This is a genomic window from Agrobacterium sp. P15N1-A, assembly GCF_044626815.1.
Lineage (GTDB): Bacteria > Pseudomonadota > Alphaproteobacteria > Rhizobiales > Rhizobiaceae > Agrobacterium > Agrobacterium leguminum.
In genome coordinates this window covers 186,612-208,846 of sequence record NZ_JBIUPF010000006.1, presented here as the reverse complement: position 1 = coordinate 208,846, position 22,235 = coordinate 186,612, and the positions used below count along the sequence as shown (strand labels likewise).

Below are 22,235 nucleotides of genomic sequence, written 5' to 3'. Positions count from 1 at the left end.
GGGTTACTTTGCAGAAACTTTGAGATCGCCGCGCATGCCGGCCTCGTAATGCCCGGGTTTCAGGCAGGCGAATTCGAACATGCCGTCATTGGTGAATTTCCAGATGATTTCGCCGCTTTCGCCGGGCGCGAGGCTGATCGCGTTCGGATTGTCGTGCTCCATCTCCGGAGCCTTCTCCATGGCGGCCTTGTGCTCCAGATTGGCCTTCTGTTCGTCGAGAATGAACTCATGGTCCAGTTCGCCGACATTCTTGACGACAAAGCGAACCGTCTTGCCTTTCTTGAAGTCGAACTTGGCGGGGGTGAACAGCATCTTGCCGTCAGGCGTTTCCTTCATCGTCACCTGAATGGTCTGGGTCACCTTGGCCTTGTCGCCCGGTTCACCGATCGCCATCGCTTCATGGCCGCCGCCGTGGGTGCCCGATGCAAGGGCGGGCGTGGCGAGAGCGGCAAGAAGCAGTGCAAGTTTCAGTTTGGTCATTCCATATTTCCTTGATTTTGGTGGGGTTCTTGTGGGGTTGGGTCTGCACGATCAGCCGTGTTTCATCGGTTTCGGCGTGATCTGCGTTTTGGGGTCATTGGTCTTGGTCGTATCCGGCAACTCGCCGGTCCATTCCCAGGCCTGGGTTCCGGGCGGGTTTTCGTACCAGCCGGGATCTGAGTAATCGCCCGCGGAGATGCCTTCGCGAACCTTCACCACGGAGAACATGCCGCCCATCTCGATTGGGCCGTGCGGACCCCAACCCGTCATCATGGGTACGGTATTCTCAGGGATTTCCATTTCCATCGCGCCCATATCGGCCATGCCGGCGGTGCCCATCGGCATATATTCCGGCCGCACCTTGCGGATTTTCTCTGCGACGCTCTTCTTGTCGACGCCGATGAAGGTCGGGACGTCATGTCCCATCGCATTCATCGTGTGGTGCGACTTGTGGCAATGGATCGCCCAGTCGCCGACATATTTTGCGTCGAATTCATAGGCCCGCATCGCACCCACGGGGATGTCGATGCTCACCTCCGGCCAGCGCGCCTCGGGCCGCACCCAGCCGCCGTCCGTGCAGGTCACTTCGAAATCGTAACCGTGCATGTGGATCGGATGGTTGGTCATGGTGAGGTTGCCGACGCGCACGCGCACCCGGTCGTCCCTGGAAACCACCAGCGGATCGATGCCCGGAAACACCCGGCTGTTCCATGACCACAGATTGAAGTCGGTCATGGTCATGATCTTCGGCACATAGGAGCCTGGATCGATGTCGAAGGCGTTGATGAGGAACACGAAGTCGCGGTCCACCGGCATGAAGGCCGGGTCCTTCGGATGGATCACGAAGAAGCCCATCATGCCCATCGCCATCTGCACCATCTCGTCCGAATGCGGGTGGTACATGAAGGTGCCGGATTTCACGAGGTCGAACTCGTAGACGAAGGTTTTGCCAACCGGGATATGCGGTTGCGACAACCCGCCCACACCATCCATGCCGGACGGCAGGATCATGCCATGCCAGTGGATCGTCGTATGTTCCGGCAGCTTGTTGGTGACGAAAATACGTACCCGGTCGCCTTCGACGGCCTCGATGGTCGGACCGGGCGACTGGCCGTTATAACCCCAGAGGCGGGCGGTCATGCCCTCCGCCATTTCGCGTTCCACCGGCTCGGCGACAAGGTGGAATTCCTTGACGCCGTTGTTCATCCGGAAGGGCAGGGTCCAGCCGTTGAGGGTGACGACGGGGTTGTAGTCCGGGCCGGTGGTGGGCTTGATCGGGGCCTGGGTCGCAGCCGTTTCCATCACTGCCGCTTCCGGCAGGCTGGTGTTGGATGTTTTCGCCCAGGCCGCCGAGGAGACCATTGCAGCGCCGACACCCAGAAAGTTTCTTCTGTTAAACATGGTCGTTTCCTTTCTCAGTGTCCGCCACCGCCGCCGCCAGCGGCGGCAACCTCGGTCTCCGCGCCTGCCGCAGCACCCGTGCCGCCACCGTAAATGGCGGGAGCGAGGCTGGCCTCGGCGAGCCAGAAGTCACGTTTCGCATTGATGGCGAGCAGGCTTGAATTGACCTTTTCCCGGCTGTCGGCCAGAAGCTCGAAGGTATTGGTGATCATGCCGTTATAGGTCAGCAGCGACTGCTCCTCGATCTTGGTGCGCAGCGGCACCACGCTGTTGCGGTAATGCCGGGCGATATCGTAGTTCGAACGATAGGCCTGATAGGCGGAGCGGGCTTCCGAGCGGACATTGACCGCCTTTTCCGCCAGCAGGTTCGCCGCGCGCATATAGGCGAGTTCGGATTCCCGCATGCGTGCCTGACCGGAATCGAAGATCGGAATGACGAATTCCAGCTCGGCATTGCCGGTGGTCTGCTTGTGGATTTCGCCGTCTTCCAGCTCGCGTTCGGTCTCGAAGCCGGAACGGATTTCGAGATCGGTCACGTATCGGGTGGCTTCCGTGAGCGTGAACGACCGGGCGGTCGCCTCCAGATCGAGCCTCGCCATCTGCAGATCCACGCGGCGCTGCAGCGCTTCGGCCTCGATCATGTCCCGTTTGGTAAGCGCCTTCGGAAGCGGGGGCAGGCGGTTGGGAATGGTATATTCGATATCCGCTCCCCACAGTCCCATCAGCCGGGTCAGTTCCTCCTTGGCAAGACGGGCCTCAAGCCGCGCCCTAGCGATCTGGCCGGTCAACTCGGCGTAAAAGACCTGCTCGCGGGCCTGGCCCTCCTTGTTGAGCGAACCCGCCTCGCCAAGCTTCACGGCAAGTTCCGAGGCGGCATCCGCCGCGGTCTGTGCCTGCGCCAGCTGGCCGACATTTTCCCATGCCGCTACCGCGGTAATCCAGGCTCGGCGGGTATCGGCCGCCAGTTGCAGCGTCTTCAGCGCGGCGCCAAGCTGCGCCTTGCGGAAGCCGGTATCGGCGATCTCGACATTTTTCTTGAGCGTAGCCAGCGCCAGAATATTGGTGACGACGACACCCTCTATCGCCTGATAGGCCCTGAGCCCCGGGGTGCCGATCCCCGTCAGCCCGATGCCGACCCGCGGATTGACCAGCATGGTCGATTGCCATGCGGTGGCGGCGGATTCGCCGAGATCGGCATAGGCTGCCTGAAGACCCTTGTTGTTCAGGAGCGCAACCTGCACCGCCGTCTCGACATCGAGACTTTTGCCGGCGGCCATCAGCGATTTGACGCGGGCCTGCGTCGCCTGCGCCTCGGTCCGGTTCTGCACCCAGACCGTCTGCTTGCCTGTCGCCTCGGATGTCCTGGCCGAAACATTTGTGAAACCGGCGTCACGCGACGCATATTGGGCGGCCGTGACACAGCCGCCGAGAAGAAACGGCAGGCAAAGGGTGGCCGCGAGTTTCGCTGCGAGTTTGAAGGTAAGTATCGTCATGATGCGTCTCCTTTCGGAGCCTGCGCATCGTTCTGGTTACGCCAGGGCTTCGGGTCCGCCGGCGCGCGGTGCGTGTAACCCGCGACCGGGGTCTGATAGCGGATGGGGGCCGCGCCGAGCGAAGGGTTTGCCGCGTCGTCATAGGAGGCGGCGTCGTTCATCATGGATGTGGCTGTGCAGCCGCCCAGAAGCAGGGGCGCCGCAACCACAATGTAAATCGGGTTCATGGGTATTTTCCGAACAGGAGATGCAACGGCGCGGCGGCGCTAAAGCCGCTCACGCACGGTCATTGCCCAAAGGCGGGCTTTGCCTGTTCAGATATTCGGGGGGCGGTGAAGGAGCGGGGTCTGGCCCAGCGCCTTGCTGTCGTCGAGGAAGGAACGGATGCTGTTGACGACAGGTCTGCCAATGGTGTCGTGGCCGATCAGAACCGCCATGCCGAGACAGAAATCGCCGCAGCATTGCGGCTTGACGGGTTTTTTGACGCCGCCGTCCTGTTCGGCCATATCGTTGTGATCGTGACTGTCGGACATCATGGCTGAGGCGCCATGGTCCATCGTCGCGCCGTGATCCATCGTGGCGGACTGATCGTGCTGCATTCCGCCGGCTTCGGCGGGATGCATTGCGGCATTGACGGTGGAAACGCTATAGCCAGCCAGTGACAGTATCATCACCAGTCTAAACAACAGGGCCAGCAATTTCGATGCTCGCAACATCTCACGCATGTTCCGTAGAAAAGCTGTAGTCCTGTGATTTGTCAATGGATATCCCTCATAACCATCGACGAAAGCCGTTATGTCGCATTCACGCGGAGCAGGGCCGGCAAGCGGAATGGCAGGGGCCTGCAGCCTGCCCGCACCTCACACGAAGTCGATGAAGGCTTCATCGAGAATAAGGAGCTTGCGGGCCTGCATGCGGGCATATTCCTCGTAAAAACCCTGCGAGATCCAGAGCGCGGAACGGCCGCGTCGTCCGCTCCAGCCGATGCCGCCGATCAGTTCGGCCGCCGCAAGCTTGCGGCCGATGTGGATACGGGACAGGGAGAGGGATGTCGCCAGTTGCGTCACGGTTTCCACATCGGTCAGGCGCCTGCCCTGTTCGGTCGGCCTTTCCCAGTCGATGCCGGCAATAAGGCGGTCCATCAGCAGTCCGCCCGCATCGAACCAGTTGAAGATGATGGAAAGCGGGCCGGGGCAGCGCACCTCCGGATGGGACAGAAACGCCTGCGATACGCGGGGGTGGATATGGGGAAGCATGGCCTCCGACCGCTTGATGAAACGCGATGCCCTGAAGCCCTCGTCGAGCAGATCCAGCGCCTGAAAATGCACGTCGTACCATTGCGCAAGCATCGCCAGCGCCGGGGCTGAAGGCACGATCCCTTTGCCGAGCCCATTGCCGGGCCCATTGTCCGGCCCGTCGCTGGACCGGTCTGCCGGGCGTGTCATTCCGCGTTTCAGCGCCTCCTTGAAGAAGGCATAAGCGACACTATGGCTGGCGAGCCCATGCCGGAGCGCCAGATGGCCGAAATCTTCCCGCGTCAGCACGGCTTCTCCCTCTCCTGTTTCACAGGCGCCGCATTTCTGAAAATAGAGCGCCAGAAGCGCGTGACACAGAAGCCGGCTCTGGCGTGTCGCAAAAAGTGCGGTCATCTCGGGCGAGCCTTCGTAAAGGGCGATGAAGCTTCCCGCCAGCAGACGCAGCGCCGCCGGGTAGGACTCTTTTTGCAGCATCGCCTCTATTTCGCCGGGCGCTGGCCTGCGGCAATCGCCTGTCGCGGCTGGCAGCCGGGAGATCGCAAAGTCGAAAAAATTGGTCATGGGCCGCGCTCCGGGATGGGATGATCCAATCGGCCTTACAGGAGCTGAAATTGCGCGTCTTCTCATTGCGCGCAGAGGTGAAATTTTAAGCCGGCGGCATATCTGCCGCGCGGGCGTCGCCGGGCGTCATGCCGTAGGTGCCGGCAAATATCCTGTAGAAAGTAGCGAGGCTGTCGAAGCCGCAGCCATAGGCGATCTGCGTGACCGGCAAGGCAGGGAATGCCAGCAGCCGCCGCCTCGCCTCCTCGATCCGCATGGAGGAGAGCGTGCGGGAAAACGACAGTTCGGCACCCTCGAAAACCACATGCAATTGCCGAAGCGAAATGCCCAGTTCCCTTGCTACGGCGGCAGGGGTGAGGTTCTGCCGGGATTTTTTCCGTATCATGATGTCCTGTGCCGCATAACAGAGCCCGGTCCTGAGCGCGGCGCGCACCTCCGGCATGGCGGACGAAAGCCGCCCGCGCGCCGTCATGGCGAGCCGGGCGATATGCGTGACATCACGGGCGGGGTCGATGAGCCTGCCGGGGTCGGCGTTCAGCGCGTTGAAAAGGGCCCGGAAGGGCAGGGAGAAACTGTTGTTTTCCGCATAACGCGTCGCAAACAGGTCATCGGTGGCCTGACCGAGCATGACCTCGTAATCCACGGGGATCTTCAGCATCCTGTAGTGAAAATCCGCCTCGTTTCCCGGTATCGCGTCATAGGGCAAGTCGGAATAGTTGATGGTGATATCGCCGCCGCCAACCGCGTGAACCTGATTTTTGCCGGCATGCAGAAAGCCGGAGCCCCTGACCTGCAGGCCGATGCAGAGGCTGTCGCCGGCAATGCGGGCAATATCGGCTTCGGTGCGGTTCACCCGGTAAGAGGAGGCGCGCATCTCGGTCACCACGGCGCCGGCGACGGCGCGCGCCTGAAACGAACCCCGGAAGCTGTGGCGAAGGTCCCGCGCAAGCTCGATCGTCACGCCAAACAGGCTTTTGCCACGCACTTCGCGCCATTGATCGAAGCGGTGTTCGGGCAGAAAATCGTCGGTTGCGAAGCGGACTATGGTGTTCGTGGCTTGATCCTCCCCGACGATCCCGGCGGCCTATTTTTCCGTTGCGCGAAATCGAAGATGAACGAGCGGATAGGGTCGACCCTGTCCGTCGAGGGCGGAGCGTCCGGTCGGTTCGAATCCCAGCCGGCGATAAAAACCCATGGCCCCGGCATTCTGTTCGTTGACGTCCGTGGTCAAGGCGGGGTGGAGCGCAAGCGCCCGCTGAACCAGAACCTTGCCGATTCCCTGGCCATGATGGTCAGGATCGATGAAAAGCGCCTCCATATGCCCCTCATACAGAAACATGAAACCGAGGGGGCGGTCAGCAATATCGACCGCCAGCGTGAGCGGCGCCTGCGGCAGAAAAGCTTCGACTTCCTGCCCGATTGCGACGCGATCCGCCGGCAGAAGGAACCCGTGGGTGGCGTCGACTGCTTTGCTCCATATGTCGAGGATGCGGGAAGCGTCGCGGCTCTCGGAGGGACGAAGTGTGATCATGCCTCACCCTTAGCAAGTGCGGACTTTTCACGCCATGGGCCGGCCCGATCTTTTCCATGAGCACGTGCGTATTCAATGAATTTCAGCATCGAAAGCTGGCGATTCCGATCCCCGCATATGCCGCCATCTCTCCTGCCGACAAAATTTTCTCGAAAAAAATGCTTGCAAAAAGCGGTTCGAAAAAAATAGATAAAAAGAACTTCTATCTATTTATTTTGAGGGAAAGATCGACAGATGGACCAGATCGTCACGCAAATCGACAGAAATCCAGCGCCGATTACGGGTTTCGGCGACGGCTTGTCACTCGAAGAAGCCAAAATTATCTATAATTCACCTTTTAACGATCTTCTGTTCCGCGCCCAGCAGGTGCATCGCTGTCATTTCGATCCCAATGCCATCCAGATGAGCCGGCTTTTATCCATCAAGACCGGCGGCTGCCCGGAGGATTGCGGTTATTGCAGCCAGTCCGCCCGCAACCCCACCGGCCTCAAGGCCTCCAAGCTCATGGAAGTGGAGCGGGTGCTGACTGAAGCGCGCAAGGCGAAGGAAGGCGGCGCGACGCGTTATTGCATGGGTGCTGCCTGGCGCAATCCCAAGGAGCGCGACATGGAGGCCGTGGTGGCCATGGTCGAGGGCGTGAAGGCGCTCGGCATGGAAACCTGCATGACGCTCGGCATGTTGACGCCGGAGCAATCCGAACGGCTGGCCGATGCCGGTCTTGACTACTACAACCACAACGTCGACACTTCCGAGCGGTTCTATTCGCAGATCATCACCACCCGCACCTTCGAGGACCGGCTGGAAACGCTCGCCAATGTCCGCGATGCCGGCATCAAGGTCTGCGCCGGCGGCATTCTCGGCATGGGGGAAACGGTGGAAGACCGGATCTCGATGCTGGTGACGCTCGCCAACCTGCCGGTGCCGCCGGAAAGCGTGCCGATCAACATGCTGATCCCGATCCCCGGCTCGAAGCTTGCCAAGGCCGATCCCGTCGATCCGATCGATTTCATCCGCACCATCGCGCTGGCGCGCATCCTCATGCCGCGTTCGCATGTAAGGCTTTCGGCCGGGCGCACGGAGATGAGCGATGAGACGCAGGCGCTCTGTTTCCTGGCCGGCGCCAATTCCATCTTCATCGGCGAGACGCTGCTGACGGCGGATAATCCGGGTGAGGACCACGATACGGCGCTTTTCCGCCGTCTGGGGCTGAAGCCGATGGAACTGCAGCCAACTGAGTTGCAGTCTGGGGAGCCGGGAGGGTGCCGGTGAACCTCGCGGCGTTCTCCCCCTATGAGGCGAAGCTTGCCGGCCTGGAGCGCAAATCGCGGCTGCGCGCGCTCGCTCCTCAACAGGGGATCGATTTCACCTCCAATGACTATCTCGGCCTTGCCGATTCAGCCCGGCTGAAGGCGGCATTTGCCGACGCCATCGGGAAGGGCGTGCCGGCAGGGGCCGGCGGCTCGCGGCTGCTGCGCGGCAACCACCGCGAACATGAGGCGCTGGAAGCGGAAGCGGCGGCGCTTTTCAGTGCGGAAAAAGCGATCTATTTCGGCAGCGGTTTTGCCGCCAATGTCGCGCTTTTCTCCACATTGCCGCTGCGCGAAGACCTCGTTCTTCACGACGCCCTGATCCATGCCAGCGTCCATGACGGGATCGCGGCCGGCAAGGCGAAGGCGATCGCCGTGCCGCATAATCAGGTCGAGGCATTCGAACGGGAAATAATCCGCTGGCGGCAGGAGGGTGGCCGGGGCCGACCGTGGATCGCCGTCGAAAGCCTTTATTCCATGGATGGCGACCGTGCGCCCCTTTCGGCCCTGGCTGATCTTGCCGGGAAACACGGAGGCTTCATTGTCGTCGATGAGGCCCATGCCACCGGCGTGTTCGGGCCCGGCGGGCGTGGCCTTGCCGCGGAGCTGGAAGGCCGGGGCAATGTGGTGGCGTTGCACACCTGCGGCAAGGCGCTCGGTCTTTCAGGCGCGCTTTTGAGCCTGCCGGCGGTGCTTGCCGATTACCTCGTCAACCGCGCCCGCGGTTTCATCTATTCGACCGCGCCTTCGCCGCTGATGGCGGCGGCGGTGCGGGAAGCCCTGCGCATCGTTGCCGATGAGCCGTGGCGACGCCTGCGGTTGGCGGAGCTGGTAAACTTTGCCGGCGAGGAGCTTCGCTCCCGGCTCGGCGTTGAGCCCAGCGGCTCGCAGATATTACCGGTGATGATCGGCGACAATGCCCGTTCGCTTCGTATCGCCGCGCATCTGCGGGAGGGCGGTTTCGATGTACGCGCGATCCGCCCGCCAACGGTGCCGGAGGGCACGGCGCGCCTGCGCATCGCCATCACGCTCAATGTGGATGAGAGCCAGATCGCCGATATGATCGGGCTGCTTGCCCTTTCCTTGGCGCAGGAGCGGAGATGAGCCCTCGTTTTGTCATCTCCGGCACCGATACGGGCATTGGCAAGACGGTTATTTCCGCAGCGCTGACCCACGCCCTGCAGGCGTGTTACTGGAAACCCGTGCAATCCGGGCTGGAGGAAGAAACGGACAGCGAGACGGTGGAACGGCTGGGTGGCGTGCCGCGCGGGCGCATTCTGCCGGAGGCCTATCGCCTGAAAATGCCGGCTTCGCCGCATCTGTCGGCCCGCCTCGAGAATGTAACGATCGACCCCACGCCGCTGCTGCCGCCGCAAACGGATGGACCGCTGGTGATCGAGGGGGCGGGCGGGCTTCTGGTGCCGCTGACGGATACGGTGCTCTTCGCCGATATCTTCGCCCGCTGGCAAATTCCGCTTGTGCTGTGCGCAAGAACGTCTCTCGGCACCATCAACCACACGCTGCTCTCGCTCGAGGCGTTGCGGCACCGCGCCATTCCCGTGCAGGGCGTGGTCTTCATCGGCGACGAGAACCGGGAAAATGAGCGCGTCATTGCCAATCTCGGCGCCGTTCGCCCGCTCGGCCGTCTGCCGCGCCTGCCGGAGATGACATCGGAGGCGCTGCATCGGGCGTTTGCCCGACACTTCAATCTTGCTGATTTTCTGGAGGCGCCGGCATGAGCCGTTCCCCTGTCTGGCATCCCTTCACCCAGCATGGGCTGGAACCGCGGATGAAACGCGTCGTGTCAGCGGAAGGCGCATTTCTCGTCGATGAGGACGGCAATCGCCTGTTCGACGCTATTTCCTCCTGGTGGGTCATCACCCACGGACACCGGCATCCCGCGATCATGGCGGCCATCCGCGCCGCGACAGAGGCCTTCGACCAGGTCATTTTCGCCGAGTTCTCCCATGAACCCGCCGAAACGCTGGCGCGCGGGCTGATCGAGCTTGCGCCCGCCGGGCTAAGCCACGTGTTTTATTCCGATAGCGGCTCGACGGCGGTTGAGGTGGCGCTGAAAATGGCGCTGGGATATTTCCACAATCGCGGAGAAAAGCGCGACCGTATCGTGGTGATGGAGCACGGCTATCACGGCGACACCATCGGCACCATGTCGACCGGTGAGCGCGGTGTCTTCAATGCCGCTTACGAACCGCTGCTCTTCGGCGTCGACCGGCTGGCTTTTCCAGAAGCGGGCAGCGAACAGCACACGCTGGACATGTTCGAGTGCTTCTGCCGTTCAGGCCGTATTGCCGCCCTGCTGGTTGAGCCGCTGGTGCTTGGGGCCGGCGGCATGAGAACTTACGGCGCGGATGTTCTGGCCGGGATGAAACAGATCGCCGAACGCCATGGCTGCCTCGTCATTGCAGACGAGGTGATGACGGGCTGGGGCAGAACCGGAACCATGTTCGCCTGCGAACAGGCCGGCATTTCGCCGGATATTCTCTGCACCTCCAAGGGCCTGACCGGCGGCTCCCTGCCGCTGGCGGCAACGCTGTGCAGCGCGGAGATTTTCGACGCGCATTTTTCAACGGATCGCCGCAAGACCTTTTTCCATTCCAGTTCCTATACGGCCAATCCGATTGCCTGTGCTGCGGCCGTAGCCAATCTTCAGGTCTGGCGGGATGAACCCGTACTTCAACGCATCAGGCAATTGCAACAGGTGCTGAGCGACAATCTCCGGCGATTTGCCGATGACCGGCGTTTCAGCGGCATCCGGCAAATGGGGACCATCGCGGCCCTCGATCTCGTGGTGCCCGCCGGCGGGTATCTCGCCGAGGCGGGGCCGCGCATGCGGCAATTGTTCCGCGAGCGCGGGTTCGTCATCCGCCCGCTCGGCAATGTGCTTTACCTGATGCCGCCCTATTGTTCGACGGCGGAAGATCTGGCCAGCGCCTTTGACGCCATCGATGAAGTGGCCGGGATCGTCACTGAAACCGCTTCGCTAAAATCGCGCGCGCTCGGCATCGCGTGAAAACGGGGTGCGGCCATGCTCAGCCTGTTCCAGAACCATCTCCGAAAGTCCTGACAATGCAGACCCGCTCTTCCCGCATGGCCGGTTTTGGTCATGCCGTTCCGTCACGATGTGTCGACAATGCCGAGATAGAGGCCAGCCTCGGGCTGGAAGCCGGCTGGATCGAGCGGCGCACCGGCATCCGCACGCGTTATTGGGCGCAAGAGGGCGACACTCTGAGCGGCCTTGCGGCGAGAGCCGGCCACATGGCGCTGGAAGATGCGGAAATCGCCTCCGACGACATCGCATTGACGCTGCTTGCGACTTCCACGCCGGATCATCTTCTGCCACCCTCGGCGCCGCTGCTCGCCCACAGGCTGGGCCTTGCCCGATCCGGCGCGATCGATCTCGCCGGGGCCTGTTCCGGCTTTCTTTATGCGCTCACCCTTGCGGATGGCTTTGTCCGCACCCACGGCCGCTCTGTCCTCATCGTTGCTGCCAATATATTGAGCCGTCGTATCAATCCGGCGGAAAGGGCAAGCGCGGTCCTGTTCGCCGATGCCGCCGGCGCCGTCGTACTCAAGCCTTGCCGCGAGGCGCAACGCGGGCTTTTGTCGGCCGATCTCGTTGCGGATGGCGGCGGTTACGATCTGATCCAGATAGCGGCGGGAGGCAGCAGCCAGCCCTTCTCTGCCGATACATCCACTGAGGAGGCGCTGATGACGATGCGTGACGGTCGCGAAGTCTTCTCCCGTGCCGTGACGCTGATGACCGAGACCTCGCAAAGGGTGCTGCCTGAAGCCGGAACGACGGCAGCCGATATCGACCGTTTCGTGCCCCACCAGGCCAATGCCCGCATGTTCGACGCCGTCTGCGGCAATCTCGGCATTGACAGGCAAAAGACGGTGCGCACCATAGAAAGCTTCGGCAATTCCTCCGCCGCCACCATTCCGCTTTCGCTCTCCGTCACCAATGCCGAAAGGCCTCTCGCGGAAGGCGAAACCCTGCTTTTGACAGCGGCTGGCGCGGGCATGACGGGTGGAGCGGTGGTTTATCGCGGGTGAACGATGCCAGGCACGGAACGTCGCGACGCCGTGCAATATTCAAAACTCAAGAAGCTGATTTCATTTGGAGAAATTTGGCTGGGGAACCTGGATTCGAACCAAGATCGACGGAGTCAGAGTCCGCTGTTCTACCATTGAACTATTCCCCAAAAGCTTGAAAGCGCGTGGCGCGTTCGCTTTGGTGGGTCGTCATATAGATGATTTATTCCGGGGCGCAAGTCGAAAAAATCGAAAAATGCGTTTTATCCCTGTTTTGCGTTTTGCTCCCCGGTTCAGAGCCGTGCCCGGGTGGAGCGTGGGGTGGAGAGCAAAAGGCTGGTCTCGCTGCCGGTGATGCCAGGCACCAGGCGGATGCGGCGGAGTACCGCGTCGAAATCGCTGAGCGTGGCGGCGTTGAGTTCCACGATAAGATCCCAGCGGCCGTTGGTGCTGTGGATTTCCGATATTTCCGGAAAGCCGCCAAGGGTGCGGATGACGCGGTCCGTCACATGGCCTTCGATCTCGATCATCATGATGCCGCGGATCGCCGCCTCAACCGCATCGGCGCGCAGGATGACGGTGTAACCGATGATCGTGCCATCATTTTCCATTCTTTCGATGCGTGAGCGCACCGTGGCGCGCGAGGTTTCCGTCTCGATTGCGAGATCGGAAATGCTGCGCCTGCCATTGTGTCGCAAAAGGGTGATGAGCCGTTCGTCGAGATTATCCATGATGACCAATTCGATAAATCAATTTTACCAGATCGATAGCTTATTTCAATAATATTGCCAATATTTGATGTTCATTTCGCCAGATCACTGTGTTGAACTGGGCTTGTTGGCAGGAAAGCGAGGACGGGAATGGAAATCAGGTTGATCGGTGCGCCGCTGCAGATCGGGGCCGGGCAATTGGGATGCGAAATGGGCCCGAGCGCCTATCGCGTCGCGGGGCTTGCGCATGCCCTCGAAGAGCTGGGGCATCGCGTTGTCGATACCGGCAATGTGACGCCGGCGACCTTCCGCGAATTTAACCATCCCAATCCCGCCGTGCATCATCTGTCTGAAACCGTGGCCTGGACCGAGGCGCTGACGGAGGCTGCCTATCGTGAAAGCGCGGATGCCGTGCCGATCTTTCTCGGCGGCGACCATGCGATTTCCGCGGGGACGGTCGCCGGCATGGCGCGCCGGGTGGCCGAGAACGGCCGGCCGTTTTTCGTGCTCTGGCTCGATGCCCATACCGATTACCATACGCTTGAGACGACGCGCAGCGGCAATCTGCACGGCACGCCGGTCGCCTATTTCAGTGGGCGAGAGGGATTTGCCGGTTATTTCCCGCCGCTTTCCCATGCGGTTCCGGAAGACAATATCGGCATGATCGGCATCCGCAGCGTGGATCCGGCCGAGAGGGCCGCACTGGAAAAGAGCGGCATCACCGTGCACGACATGCGCTCGATAGACGAGCATGGCGTCGCCGTTCTGCTGCGGGCGTTTCTGGCGCGGGTTCAGGCGGCAAACGGGCTTTTGCACGTCAGCCTCGATGTCGATTTTCTCGAGCCGTCCATCGCGCCGGCCGTCGGCACCACGGTTCCGGGAGGTGCTACGTTCCGCGAGGCGCATCTGGTCATGGAAATGCTGCATGATAGCGGGCTGGTCTGCAGTCTCGATCTGGTGGAGCTCAACCCGTTTCTCGACGAGCGCGGCAGAACCGCGACGCTGATGGTGGATCTCGCCGCCAGCCTGATGGGCAAGCGGGTCATGGACCGCCCGACACGGGCCGGCTGAAAGGGGTGATGCGATGACCGTGATACCGAACCTCAATATCGTGCCCTTCGTCAGCGTCGATCACATGATGAAACTTGTGCTGCGCGTGGGCATCGACACGTTCCTGCGTGAGCTTGCCGATGCGGTGGAAGAGGATTTTCGCCGCTGGGAAAGCTTCGACAAGACGCCGCGCATCGCCTCGCATTCGAAGGAAGGCGTCATTGAACTGATGCCCACCAGCGATGGCACGCTTTACGGCTTCAAATATGTCAACGGCCATCCGAAGAACATGAAGGAAGGCCGCCAGACGGTGACGGCTTTCGGTGTGCTTTCCGATGTCGGCAACGGTTATCCGCTGCTTCTGACCGAGATGACCATCCTGACGGCGCTGCGCACCGCCGCTACCTCCGCCGTCGCTGCAAAATATCTCGCCCGCAGGAATTCCCGCTCCATGGCCATCATCGGCAATGGCGCCCAGAGCGAATTCCAGGCGCGCGCCTTCAAGGCGATTCTTGGCATAGACACGCTGCGGCTATTCGATATCGACCCGTCCGCCAGCGAAAAATGCGCCCGCAATCTCGCCGGGCAGGGTTTTGCCATCAAGATCTGTGAGAGCGCACAGGAAGCGGTCGAAGGGGCGGATATCATCACCACCGTCACCGCCGACAAGCAATATGCGACGATCCTGACCGACAACATGGTTGGGCCTGGCATTCACATCAATGCCGTTGGCGGCGATTGCCCCGGCAAGACGGAGTTGCACCGCGATATTCTGCTTCGATCCGATATTTTCGTCGAATATCCGCCCCAGACGCGCATTGAAGGCGAAATCCAGCAATTGCCGGCGGATTATCCCGTCAACGAGCTTTGGCAGGTCATAACCGGTGAAAAGCAGGGGCGGGCAAGCGACCGGCAGATCACGCTGTTCGACAGCGTCGGTTTCGCGACGGAAGATTTTTCGGCGCTGCGTTACGTGCGCTCGAAACTGCCATCCACCGGGCTTTATACCGAGCTCGATCTGCTGGCCGATCCGGATGAGCCGCGTGATCTGTTCGGGATGCTGCTGCGGTGTGAGGCGGCGCTCGTCTAGGGCATTTCCAGCGCTGGCTGCCTATTTCGTCTCCCGGCGGTTCTTGCGGGCAACCACATGCTCCCGCCAGATGGTGAAGAGGCCGGCGGCAATTACGATCGCCGCACCCATGACCATGTTGGACGTCACCACTTCGCCATAGATGGTGACGCCGATGATGGAGACGAGCACCAGCTGATAATAGGAAAAGGGCTGCACGGAGGCTGCATCCGCCAGTTCGAACGCCTTTATCAGGCAATAATGGCCGCTCATGCCGGTAATGCACAGCGCCAGCATCCAGCCCAAATCCTGCGGCTCGATGCTGACCCAATAAAATGGACCGACCAGCGTCAGGGCCGCCGCACCGGCCACGCCGGTGTAGAAAAAGCTTGTCATCGCCGAATCGCTTTTGCTGCCGAGGCGGGTCAGGACGCTGTAGAGCGCCAGCATGAAGGTGGCCACGAAGGTGATTATCAGCCGGTTGTCGAAACCGTCGCCCTCCGGCTTGAGGATGACGAGAACGCCGATGAAGCCGACAAAAATGGCGCTCCAGCGCCGCCAGCCCACATGTTCTCCCAGCAAAGGCATGGACAGCGCCGCAACGATCAGCGGTGCGGAGGCAAGGATGGAATGGCTGTGCGCCAGCCCGACGACGGCGAAGGAGAAGATCGAAATGACGATCTGTACCGCGAGAAGCACGCCGCGGCCGATCTGCAGCCAGGGACGGTTGGCCATGACGGCGCCCCGAATGCCGCCCGCCGACCTTGCGGCCATCAAAAGTACGAAGACGGCAAAGGCCCAGTATCGCAGCATGGCGATGAAAACCGGCGGATAGGCGCTGCCCAGATGTTTCGATATGCCATCCTGCGCCGCAAAGATCGTGAAAGCGACAAGCGCATAAAGAAAGCCGGTCCTGGGTGATGGCATGAAAAAACCGCTATCCGGCTGCCGCCGGCAAAAGAGTATTCGGGGTGAATGAGGTGGGTAGCAGCCATATGTTACGGCCGTACCTTGTCAGACAACCTTATTTTCCGAATAGCTGCCATGCAAGTGCGGAAGCTAGGTTTTCAAGGGCCGATTGTTGGAACCTGCTTTTGCTGCATTCTCTCCTCATCCCTGTGCCTGTCACAGGGATCCAGCCAGCCCAAGTCCTTGGGCTGAAAGGAGTTTTTCTCGCCGCGTAGACACGCGTCGGCTGGATTCCTGTGACAAGCACAGGAATGAGGGCGGTGGGGTGTGCCGACCTACTTATGGAATCTTAGAGGCGCGACTTGTGGAATCTGAAAGGTGCGACGCGCGTCGAGTCGACGTAAAGCCTTGATGATATTGGCCCGCTGCCGAGGGCTTTGGGACAGGCACGGCTGTCCGCCGTCAACAATTGCGCGGCGGACAGAAGGTTCAGCAAGACGCTTAGCGTCGCGCTTAAGGCCCTTAGCCGATCTTCACGGCCACCTTCGAGGTCGCGGATTTCAGCGCGGCGTCGGCCAGTTTCAGCGCGATCAGACCGTCCTTGATGGAGGGCGACGGCGCGACATTGTTTTCGATGCTGTCGATGAAGGCGGTGATTTCCGCGGCATAGGCCGCCGTGTACCGCGTCATGAAGAAATCATGCAGCGGCGGGCGGGTGTAGCCATCCGCATTGGCGATTTCGATGGAAACCGGGCGCTGGTTTTCGGCCGCTGCCGAACCGAGCGAACCGTGGACTTCGATGCGCTGGTCGTAACCATAGGTCGCGCGGCGGGAATTTGAAATGATCGCCTGCCTGCCGCTTTTCGTCGTCAGGATGATGCTGGCGCTGTCAAAATCACCCAGTGCGCCGATCTCCGGATTGACAAGAACGGAACCGGTTGCGAACACGCTTTCCACTTCCTCGCCGAGCAGGAAACGGGCCATATCGAAATCATGAATGGTCATGTCGCGGAAAATGCCGCCGGAGACCTTGATATATTCGGCCGGCGGCGGGCCGGGGTCGCGGCTGGTGATGGTCACCATTTCCACCTTGCCGATGCGGCCATCGTCGATGGCCTTGTGAACGGCCTGAAAATGCGGGTCGAAACGGCGGTTGAAACCGAGCATCACCTTCGCGCCGGTTTCCTCGACCACCTTGGCGCAGGCTTCCGCGCGGGCGACATCGAGATCGACGGGCTTTTCGCAGAAGATCGCCTTGCCGGCGCGGGCGAAACGCTCGATCAGGTCGGCATGGGTGTTGGTCGGGGTGCAGATGATGACGGCGTCGATCGTCTTGTCGGCCAGAACCTCATCGATCGTGCTGACCTTGCACTGCGCCTCGCGGGCGATTGCTTCCGCAGCACCGGCCATGGCGTCCACAACGGCCACCAGCTGCGCGCGGCTGTCGGTGGTGATCGCCTTGGCGTGGACCTTGCCGATCCGTCCAGCGCCGAGCAGTGCCAATTTCGTAACCATCTTTCCTCCGGTTTCTCACACCCGCCCCTCACTCCCGGAAAGACAGAATATGAATGCAAGCAATGTTTCGATATGGAATATATGTTCCATTTTGCTAGATCGACATCGCAGACGTGTCAAGCGTTTTGACGATGATCCAGACGGCCGAAATCGCTCTTCGGGAAGGTCATGCGGCGCGGATGGCGGGTGTCGTTAAAAGCCCCTCGCGATAATCAATCAGCCGAGGCTGTCAGGGCCGCATTGTGGGGCAGGGCGTATACTTCGACCGGGGTTTCGAGGCCGCGCAGCAGCCATGGACCGAGATTTTCCAGCTTTTCCTGATATCCGGCCATGCGCACGAATTCTTCGGAGAAAAGCACATTGCGCCCGGTCTCCTTCGTCAGCGTTTCCAGCCGCGAGGCGATATTGACGGCGGGGCCGATGACGGTGAAATCGAGGCGGGTTTTCGAGCCGATATTGCCATACATGACATCGCCGACATGCACGCCGATGCCGTAACCCAGGGGATCGTGGCCCTTGCGGCAATTGATTTCATTCAGCGCAACCAGGCTCTTCTGCGCACTGGCGATGGCTTTCAGCAGGTTTTCGCAGGCCTGCGGGTCGCTCAGCGGGAAAATCGCCAGCAGCCCGTCGCCCATGAATTTCAGGATTTCGCCGCCGAATTCCTCGATGGGATCGCACATGGCGTCGAAATAACCGTTGAGAAGCTCGATGACATCGTCACGCGGCCAAAGGTCGGAAATATGGGTGAAATTGCGCAGGTCGCAGATCAGGATCGCCGCACCCACCGTCATGCCGCTGCCGCGCGTGGTGGCGCCATTGAGGATTTTTTCGCCGGCATGCGGCCCCACATAGGTTTCCAGAAGGGTGCGCGTCATGCGGTTTTTCAGGCGTATCTCGCTGACGAGCGCGAGCGCCGGAAGCAGGTTTTTCAAGGCGAGGATTTCGCTGTCGGAAAAACCGCCGGGCCGGTCGCTGGAGAAGGTGGCGACATGGCGCTTGCCGAAAGTGTGCTCGATCGGCCATGCGCAATAATCCGTCAGACCCTCGGCCCGCAGGTCTTCGTAGATCGTATAGCCGGGCTCATCGATGTCCTCTCCGTTCAGCCGGTGGCGGACTTCGGTGGCGCCCTGATGAATGTCGTTGATTGGGCTGTTCAGATATTCGGGCGTATTTTCAGACCCATAGCCATAGGTGGCGATTTCGGCGGAGGACAGGCCGGCTTTCCACAGAATGCGCGCGCCAAGCCATTGCGGATGGCGAATGCGGAAAGCGAGCACGCCCCGCGCCACGGAAATTCCGCTCGCCCGCAGCCTGTTGCAGAGCTCGACGAATATCTCGTCGATAAAGCGTTCGTCCTTGGTGCCGGTGATCAGCCAGTCGAGAATTTCCGTCTTTTCCGCTGGCCACAATTCATCCAGTGCTGAAGAAACCCGTTCTTCGGTGTCGAGACTTAGTGTCATGGCAGGGTTCCGGAGGTTGTTGCTGCTCTCGCACAAGCGGGGCACATGTCGCACTCGGCCGAACATGGTCGCTCGTGAACCCCATGTGGTGCCGGATAACGAAAATGTTAAGAGAGGGGCGCGGAAAATGTTCCGGAAGGGACTGACGGCATCGGGCCGCGCGCGCCGCCCGGATGTTCCCGGGAACATCGTCCCCGGCGGCGCTGAGATTTTTGATGATCGCTAAGGTGGATCAGATAACGGTTTCGACAGGAATATGAAGTGCTGCGGCAACGCGTCTGATGCGCAGCGGATCGCTGTCCGTGCCGTCTTCGAGCGCGCGTATTTCGCTGGTCGTCAGGCCGCAGGTCACGGCAAGCTGTTCGACCGTATATCCGGCGAGATTGCGCGCGGTGAGAACCTTTTTGGCAAAAGGAGCATCGGTTTCGTGATCGGAATCGGGTTGTGAGATTGAAATTGTCATTATTGCATCTCCCTCAGAATGGACACTTAAATGCGGGCGGCAAAGAAAAGTTGCCGGGGCCGAATGCGACCGCGTTGCCGGAGAAGAAAATCGGTGCTGCAACGCAGCGAGGAACATAGCGGCTTCACCGACCTACGCAATAGTTAAATTTTGTTAAGATTCGTGATCGCTGCATTCCTGCGGCACGTCTTTGCCGGAAAAAGGCCGAGATACCGCCGTTTTTCGGGGCTCTTGCGAGGGGCGGGGCGGCTTTTGCTACAGCATGCCCCAGGCGCGAAACCGGCCACGACCCGTCACTTCCCGCAGTTCCAGCTGGTTGGCGAGCCCTATCGCGCCCTGCGGCGTGGTGCCGAGTTCCTTGACGATCATCGCCGCCGAAACCACCGGTCGGGAGACGACAAGCTCCACGAGCTCCGGCAGGCGCGAGGAGGAACGCCGGCCTGCCAGCTTGCGCATCATGCGTTCACGCGCATGGGTCAGCCGGTCATGTTCCTTCATGCTGGCCTGTGCCGCTTCGTAAAAGCTGTCGAGAAGTGCGAGAACGCGCTGCGTCTGGTTGCGGGCGTGCCGACGCTCCCGCGGGACCGCGCGAAGACCGGCGCTGAGGGCCGGCAGGTGATCTGGCGTGACGGCGCCGTCGCGCAGAAAGGCGGAGGCCAGAAGCCGGCCGAGCCAGGGGCTGCGTTGCAGCACCTCGATCATGTTCCAGGCGTCGAGCAGGATGGCGGTGCGAAGAATCGCCGGCAGTTCCTCCGTCCGCGCATGGACGTCCCACCATTCTTTCAGCCGCTCATCCTCGTCCCAGTCGGGTTCGTTGATGATCGCATGGCTTTCCTCCCTGTGCATTGGCGGAAGCGCGCTGCCGGTGGTGATCGCATCGAGCGTTGCGGCGCTTCGCGCCAGAAGCGCATCCAGCTCGGAAAAAGCGCCATCCAGCGATGTTTCCTCCTCCTCCGCGTCGGTGTCTTCATCGCGGGAGTGATCGGGCGCTTGTCTGGGAGGCGCTGGCTCTTCGGCAAGTGCCGCCCTGCCGCGTAGCCTTGAAAGGCCCGGTGCGGTAAAGGCCCAGCCGGGTGCATTGGAAAAGATCAGCCGTCTCGAGCGGAGAATCCGGTGCGCCGCCGTCATTTCATGGGTTGGCGCGCGCACATCCATATGCGCGTCATGCAGCACCAGATCTTCCATGTGAACGAGTTCGCCATCCACCCACATGGAGGAAATCGCATCGGTGAAATCCTGTCTTTCGATGAAGCCGTGTTTCATCGGTGACCTGTCGATCCGCTCGTCCAGCCGCGCCAGCGTCTCGCCGGCACGGGCGGCGGCAATGAGGAGCTTTTCGATCTGGACGTCCGATATATCGTAAATCATTGATATTTTTTAGTTTGAGCGCGGGCGGCTTACAAGGCGGATCACAGTCGGGCGGTTTTACTTTTGAGGTTTCCACCCGAAAATCCGCTGAAAAAAGGTGGCGGAAGGCCGGGAATCGGCAGGGCTTCAGTCGCCATGGCTGGATTTTCGGCAATATCGCGATGCGGTATAAACTTGCGCACTGCAACATGACGGGTATATACCCCCACCGAGAGCGACAAATTATCACACCTTCCGTTCGCCCTTCCATCTCCAGACGAAGATGAATTGGAGTTTACCCGTGAATATTATGGCAAATGGTCCCGCCACCGCGCCGGACCAGAAAACCCGTTTGAAATCCATTATCGGCGGATCGGCGGGCAACCTCGTCGAATGGTACGACTGGTACGTCTATTCGGCCTTCACCCTTTATTTCGCGCCGGTGTTTTTCCCTTCCGGAAACCAGACCGCCGAGCTCCTGAGTGCAGCCGCCGTTTTCGCCGTCGGATTTCTGATGCGGCCCATCGGGGCCTGGTTCATGGGCACCTATGCCGACCGCAAGGGCCGCAAGGCCGGTCTCACCTTGTCCGTCACGCTGATGTGTCTCGGTTCGCTGCTGATCGCGATTACGCCCGGCCATGAGGCGATCGGCATTGCCGCGCCGGCCATTCTGGTTTTCGCAAGACTTCTGCAGGGCATCAGCGTCGGCGGCGAATATGGCGCCAGCGCAACCTATCTCAGCGAAATGGCCGGCAAGAACCGCCGCGGTTTCTTTTCCAGCTTCCAGTATGTGACGCTTATTTCCGGTCAGCTTCTGGCGCTGGCGGTGCTTCTGGTGCTGCAGCGGGTCCTGACGCCGGAACAGCTCGGCTCCTGGGGCTGGCGCATTCCCTTCTTCATTGGCGGCCTTCTGGCGATTGCGGTGTTTTATATCCGCCGCGGCCTTGTCGAGACGCAGTCCTTCGAAAATGCCAAGACCGGCGCTGCCGACAAGCCGAAGTCCAGCGGATGGGCGCTGTTCAAGCACTATCCAAGGGAAGCGCTGATGGTCATGGCGCTCACATCAGGCGGCACGCTCGCCTTTTATGCCTATACGACCTATCTGCAGAAATTCCTCGTCAACACCTCCGGTTTCAGCAAGGAAAGCGCCACGGAAATCACCACGGCGGCGCTCTTCGTCTTCATGCTGTGCCAGCCGATTGCGGGTGCGCTGTCCGACAGGATCGGCCGCAAGCCGCTGATGGTGGGCTTCGGCATTCTCGGAACGCTGTTCACCTATGCGATCTTCAGCACGCTTTCGACGACGACCGATCCCATCATGGCTTTCGCCCTCGTGCTGGTCGGCCTGTTGATCGTCACCGGTTATACTTCCATCAATGCGGTGGTGAAGGCGGAAATGTTCCCCGCCCATATCCGCGCGCTCGGCGTGGCTCTGCCCTATGCGCTGGCGAACACCATATTCGGCGGAACGGCGGAATTCGTGGCCCTGAAGTTCAAGCAGATCGGCCACGAAAACTGGTTCTTCTGGTATGTGACGATCATGATCGCCCTGTCGCTGGTGGTTTATGTGAAAATGCGCGACACGCGCGATCACAGCCATATCCACGAGGATTGAGCGACCGTCATC

Annotated in this window: 22 protein-coding genes and 1 tRNA gene; 8 read left to right on the top strand and 15 right to left on the bottom strand. The window is 60.8% G+C overall.

The features are described from left to right. Window positions 1–3 precede the first annotated feature (3 nt). The 8 genes from ACIK7D_RS20375 to ACIK7D_RS20340 form a co-directional block, all read right to left on the bottom strand. Complete coding sequence (locus ACIK7D_RS20375) at window positions 4–480, bottom strand: plastocyanin/azurin family copper-binding protein (protein ID WP_137453451.1); 477 nt, start codon at window positions 478–480, stop codon at window positions 4–6. 51 nt (window positions 481–531) lie between these two features. After that, window positions 532–1,881 carry a multicopper oxidase family protein gene (locus ACIK7D_RS20370; RefSeq protein ID WP_400157223.1) on the bottom strand — a complete coding sequence of 450 codons (1,350 nt, stop codon included), beginning with the start codon at window positions 1,879–1,881 and terminating at the stop codon, window positions 532–534. 14 nt (window positions 1,882–1,895) lie between these two features. Then, on the bottom strand, window positions 1,896–3,374 hold the full coding sequence (locus ACIK7D_RS20365; RefSeq protein ID WP_400157222.1) for a TolC family protein: 1,479 nt from the start codon (window positions 3,372–3,374) through the stop codon (window positions 1,896–1,898). After that, window positions 3,371–3,601: a hypothetical protein gene (locus ACIK7D_RS20360; protein WP_125146140.1), complete on the bottom strand. Its 231-nt coding sequence runs from the start codon at window positions 3,599–3,601 to the stop codon at window positions 3,371–3,373. Before ACIK7D_RS20360 ends, ACIK7D_RS20365 begins: the two co-directional genes overlap by 4 nt. A gap of 87 nt (window positions 3,602–3,688) precedes the next feature. Then, window positions 3,689–4,099 carry a hypothetical protein gene (locus ACIK7D_RS20355; protein ID WP_400157221.1) on the bottom strand — a complete coding sequence of 137 codons (411 nt, stop codon included), beginning with the start codon at window positions 4,097–4,099 and terminating at the stop codon, window positions 3,689–3,691. 135 nt (window positions 4,100–4,234) lie between these two features. Beyond that, window positions 4,235–5,191, bottom strand: coding sequence for a hypothetical protein (locus ACIK7D_RS20350; RefSeq protein WP_400157220.1), 957 nt, complete (start codon window positions 5,189–5,191; stop codon window positions 4,235–4,237). 85 nt (window positions 5,192–5,276) lie between these two features. Then, the gene (locus ACIK7D_RS20345; RefSeq protein ID WP_400157219.1) at window positions 5,277–6,176 is read right to left on the bottom strand and encodes an AraC family transcriptional regulator; all 900 of its coding nucleotides are present in this window, start codon (window positions 6,174–6,176) and stop codon (window positions 5,277–5,279) included. Window positions 6,177–6,275: 99 nt separating this feature from the next. Next, window positions 6,276–6,722 (bottom strand): acetyltransferase, encoded by a 447-nt coding sequence (locus ACIK7D_RS20340; protein ID WP_400157218.1) that lies wholly within the window; start codon window positions 6,720–6,722, stop codon window positions 6,276–6,278. Window positions 6,723–6,956: 234 nt separating this feature from the next. Between ACIK7D_RS20340 and bioB the strand changes: the two genes are divergently transcribed. Genes bioB through ACIK7D_RS20315 form a run of 5 tightly spaced genes read left to right on the top strand, consistent with a single transcriptional unit; the run spans window position 6,957 to window position 12,103 of the window. After that, complete coding sequence (bioB, locus tag ACIK7D_RS20335) at window positions 6,957–7,991, top strand: biotin synthase BioB (protein ID WP_400157217.1); 1,035 nt, start codon at window positions 6,957–6,959, stop codon at window positions 7,989–7,991. Continuing rightward, window positions 7,988–9,133, top strand: coding sequence for an 8-amino-7-oxononanoate synthase (locus tag ACIK7D_RS20330; protein ID WP_400157216.1), 1,146 nt, complete (start codon window positions 7,988–7,990; stop codon window positions 9,131–9,133). Before bioB ends, ACIK7D_RS20330 begins: the two co-directional genes overlap by 4 nt. Further along, window positions 9,130–9,768 (top strand): dethiobiotin synthase, encoded by a 639-nt coding sequence (gene bioD / locus ACIK7D_RS20325; protein WP_400157215.1) that lies wholly within the window; start codon window positions 9,130–9,132, stop codon window positions 9,766–9,768. Before ACIK7D_RS20330 ends, bioD begins: the two co-directional genes overlap by 4 nt. Next, window positions 9,765–11,060 (top strand): adenosylmethionine--8-amino-7-oxononanoate transaminase, encoded by a 1,296-nt coding sequence (locus tag ACIK7D_RS20320; RefSeq protein WP_400157214.1) that lies wholly within the window; start codon window positions 9,765–9,767, stop codon window positions 11,058–11,060. Before bioD ends, ACIK7D_RS20320 begins: the two co-directional genes overlap by 4 nt. A 56-nt stretch (window positions 11,061–11,116) precedes the next feature. Beyond that, window positions 11,117–12,103: a beta-ketoacyl-ACP synthase III gene (locus ACIK7D_RS20315; RefSeq protein WP_400157213.1), complete on the top strand. Its 987-nt coding sequence runs from the start codon at window positions 11,117–11,119 to the stop codon at window positions 12,101–12,103. A 75-nt stretch (window positions 12,104–12,178) separates the two neighbouring features. Here the strand turns inward: ACIK7D_RS20315 and ACIK7D_RS20310 are convergent. Further along, a tRNA-Gln gene (locus ACIK7D_RS20310) sits at window positions 12,179–12,252 on the bottom strand. Between the two features lie 123 nt (window positions 12,253–12,375). Next, complete coding sequence (locus ACIK7D_RS20305) at window positions 12,376–12,813, bottom strand: Lrp/AsnC family transcriptional regulator (protein ID WP_003508428.1); 438 nt, start codon at window positions 12,811–12,813, stop codon at window positions 12,376–12,378. Window positions 12,814–12,942: 129 nt separating this feature from the next. On the opposite strand from ACIK7D_RS20305, the gene rocF reads away from it, so the two are divergent. Together rocF and ACIK7D_RS20295 are read left to right on the top strand one after the other, a co-directional pair. Continuing rightward, entirely contained in the window at window positions 12,943–13,863 is a 921-nt protein-coding gene (gene rocF, locus ACIK7D_RS20300; RefSeq protein WP_400157212.1) for an arginase, read from the top strand. A gap of 13 nt (window positions 13,864–13,876) precedes the next feature. Beyond that, on the top strand, window positions 13,877–14,932 hold the full coding sequence (locus tag ACIK7D_RS20295; RefSeq protein WP_174022577.1) for an ornithine cyclodeaminase: 1,056 nt from the start codon (window positions 13,877–13,879) through the stop codon (window positions 14,930–14,932). A 21-nt stretch (window positions 14,933–14,953) separates the two neighbouring features. Here ACIK7D_RS20295 and ACIK7D_RS20290 read toward each other — a convergent pair whose 3' ends face one another. The 5 genes from ACIK7D_RS20290 to ACIK7D_RS20270 all read right to left on the bottom strand — a co-directional run bounded on the left by ACIK7D_RS20290 (window position 14,954) and on the right by ACIK7D_RS20270 (window position 20,629). After that, window positions 14,954–15,838 carry a DMT family transporter gene (locus tag ACIK7D_RS20290; RefSeq protein ID WP_400157211.1) on the bottom strand — a complete coding sequence of 295 codons (885 nt, stop codon included), beginning with the start codon at window positions 15,836–15,838 and terminating at the stop codon, window positions 14,954–14,956. A gap of 504 nt (window positions 15,839–16,342) precedes the next feature. Beyond that, the gene (iolG, locus tag ACIK7D_RS20285; RefSeq protein ID WP_400157210.1) at window positions 16,343–17,335 is read right to left on the bottom strand and encodes an inositol 2-dehydrogenase; all 993 of its coding nucleotides are present in this window, start codon (window positions 17,333–17,335) and stop codon (window positions 16,343–16,345) included. Between the two features lie 212 nt (window positions 17,336–17,547). Continuing rightward, window positions 17,548–18,798: an adenylate/guanylate cyclase domain-containing protein gene (locus tag ACIK7D_RS20280; protein ID WP_035239147.1), complete on the bottom strand. Its 1,251-nt coding sequence runs from the start codon at window positions 18,796–18,798 to the stop codon at window positions 17,548–17,550. A gap of 232 nt (window positions 18,799–19,030) precedes the next feature. Beyond that, entirely contained in the window at window positions 19,031–19,261 is a 231-nt protein-coding gene (locus ACIK7D_RS20275) for a helix-turn-helix domain-containing protein (RefSeq protein ID WP_003522093.1), read from the bottom strand. A 255-nt stretch (window positions 19,262–19,516) separates the two neighbouring features. Then, window positions 19,517–20,629 carry an RHE_PE00001 family protein gene (locus tag ACIK7D_RS20270; protein ID WP_400157209.1) on the bottom strand — a complete coding sequence of 371 codons (1,113 nt, stop codon included), beginning with the start codon at window positions 20,627–20,629 and terminating at the stop codon, window positions 19,517–19,519. A gap of 289 nt (window positions 20,630–20,918) precedes the next feature. Between ACIK7D_RS20270 and ACIK7D_RS20265 the strand changes: the two genes are divergently transcribed. Beyond that, window positions 20,919–22,223 (top strand): MFS transporter, encoded by a 1,305-nt coding sequence (locus tag ACIK7D_RS20265; protein ID WP_174022633.1) that lies wholly within the window; start codon window positions 20,919–20,921, stop codon window positions 22,221–22,223. Window positions 22,224–22,235: the final 12 nt, after the last annotated feature.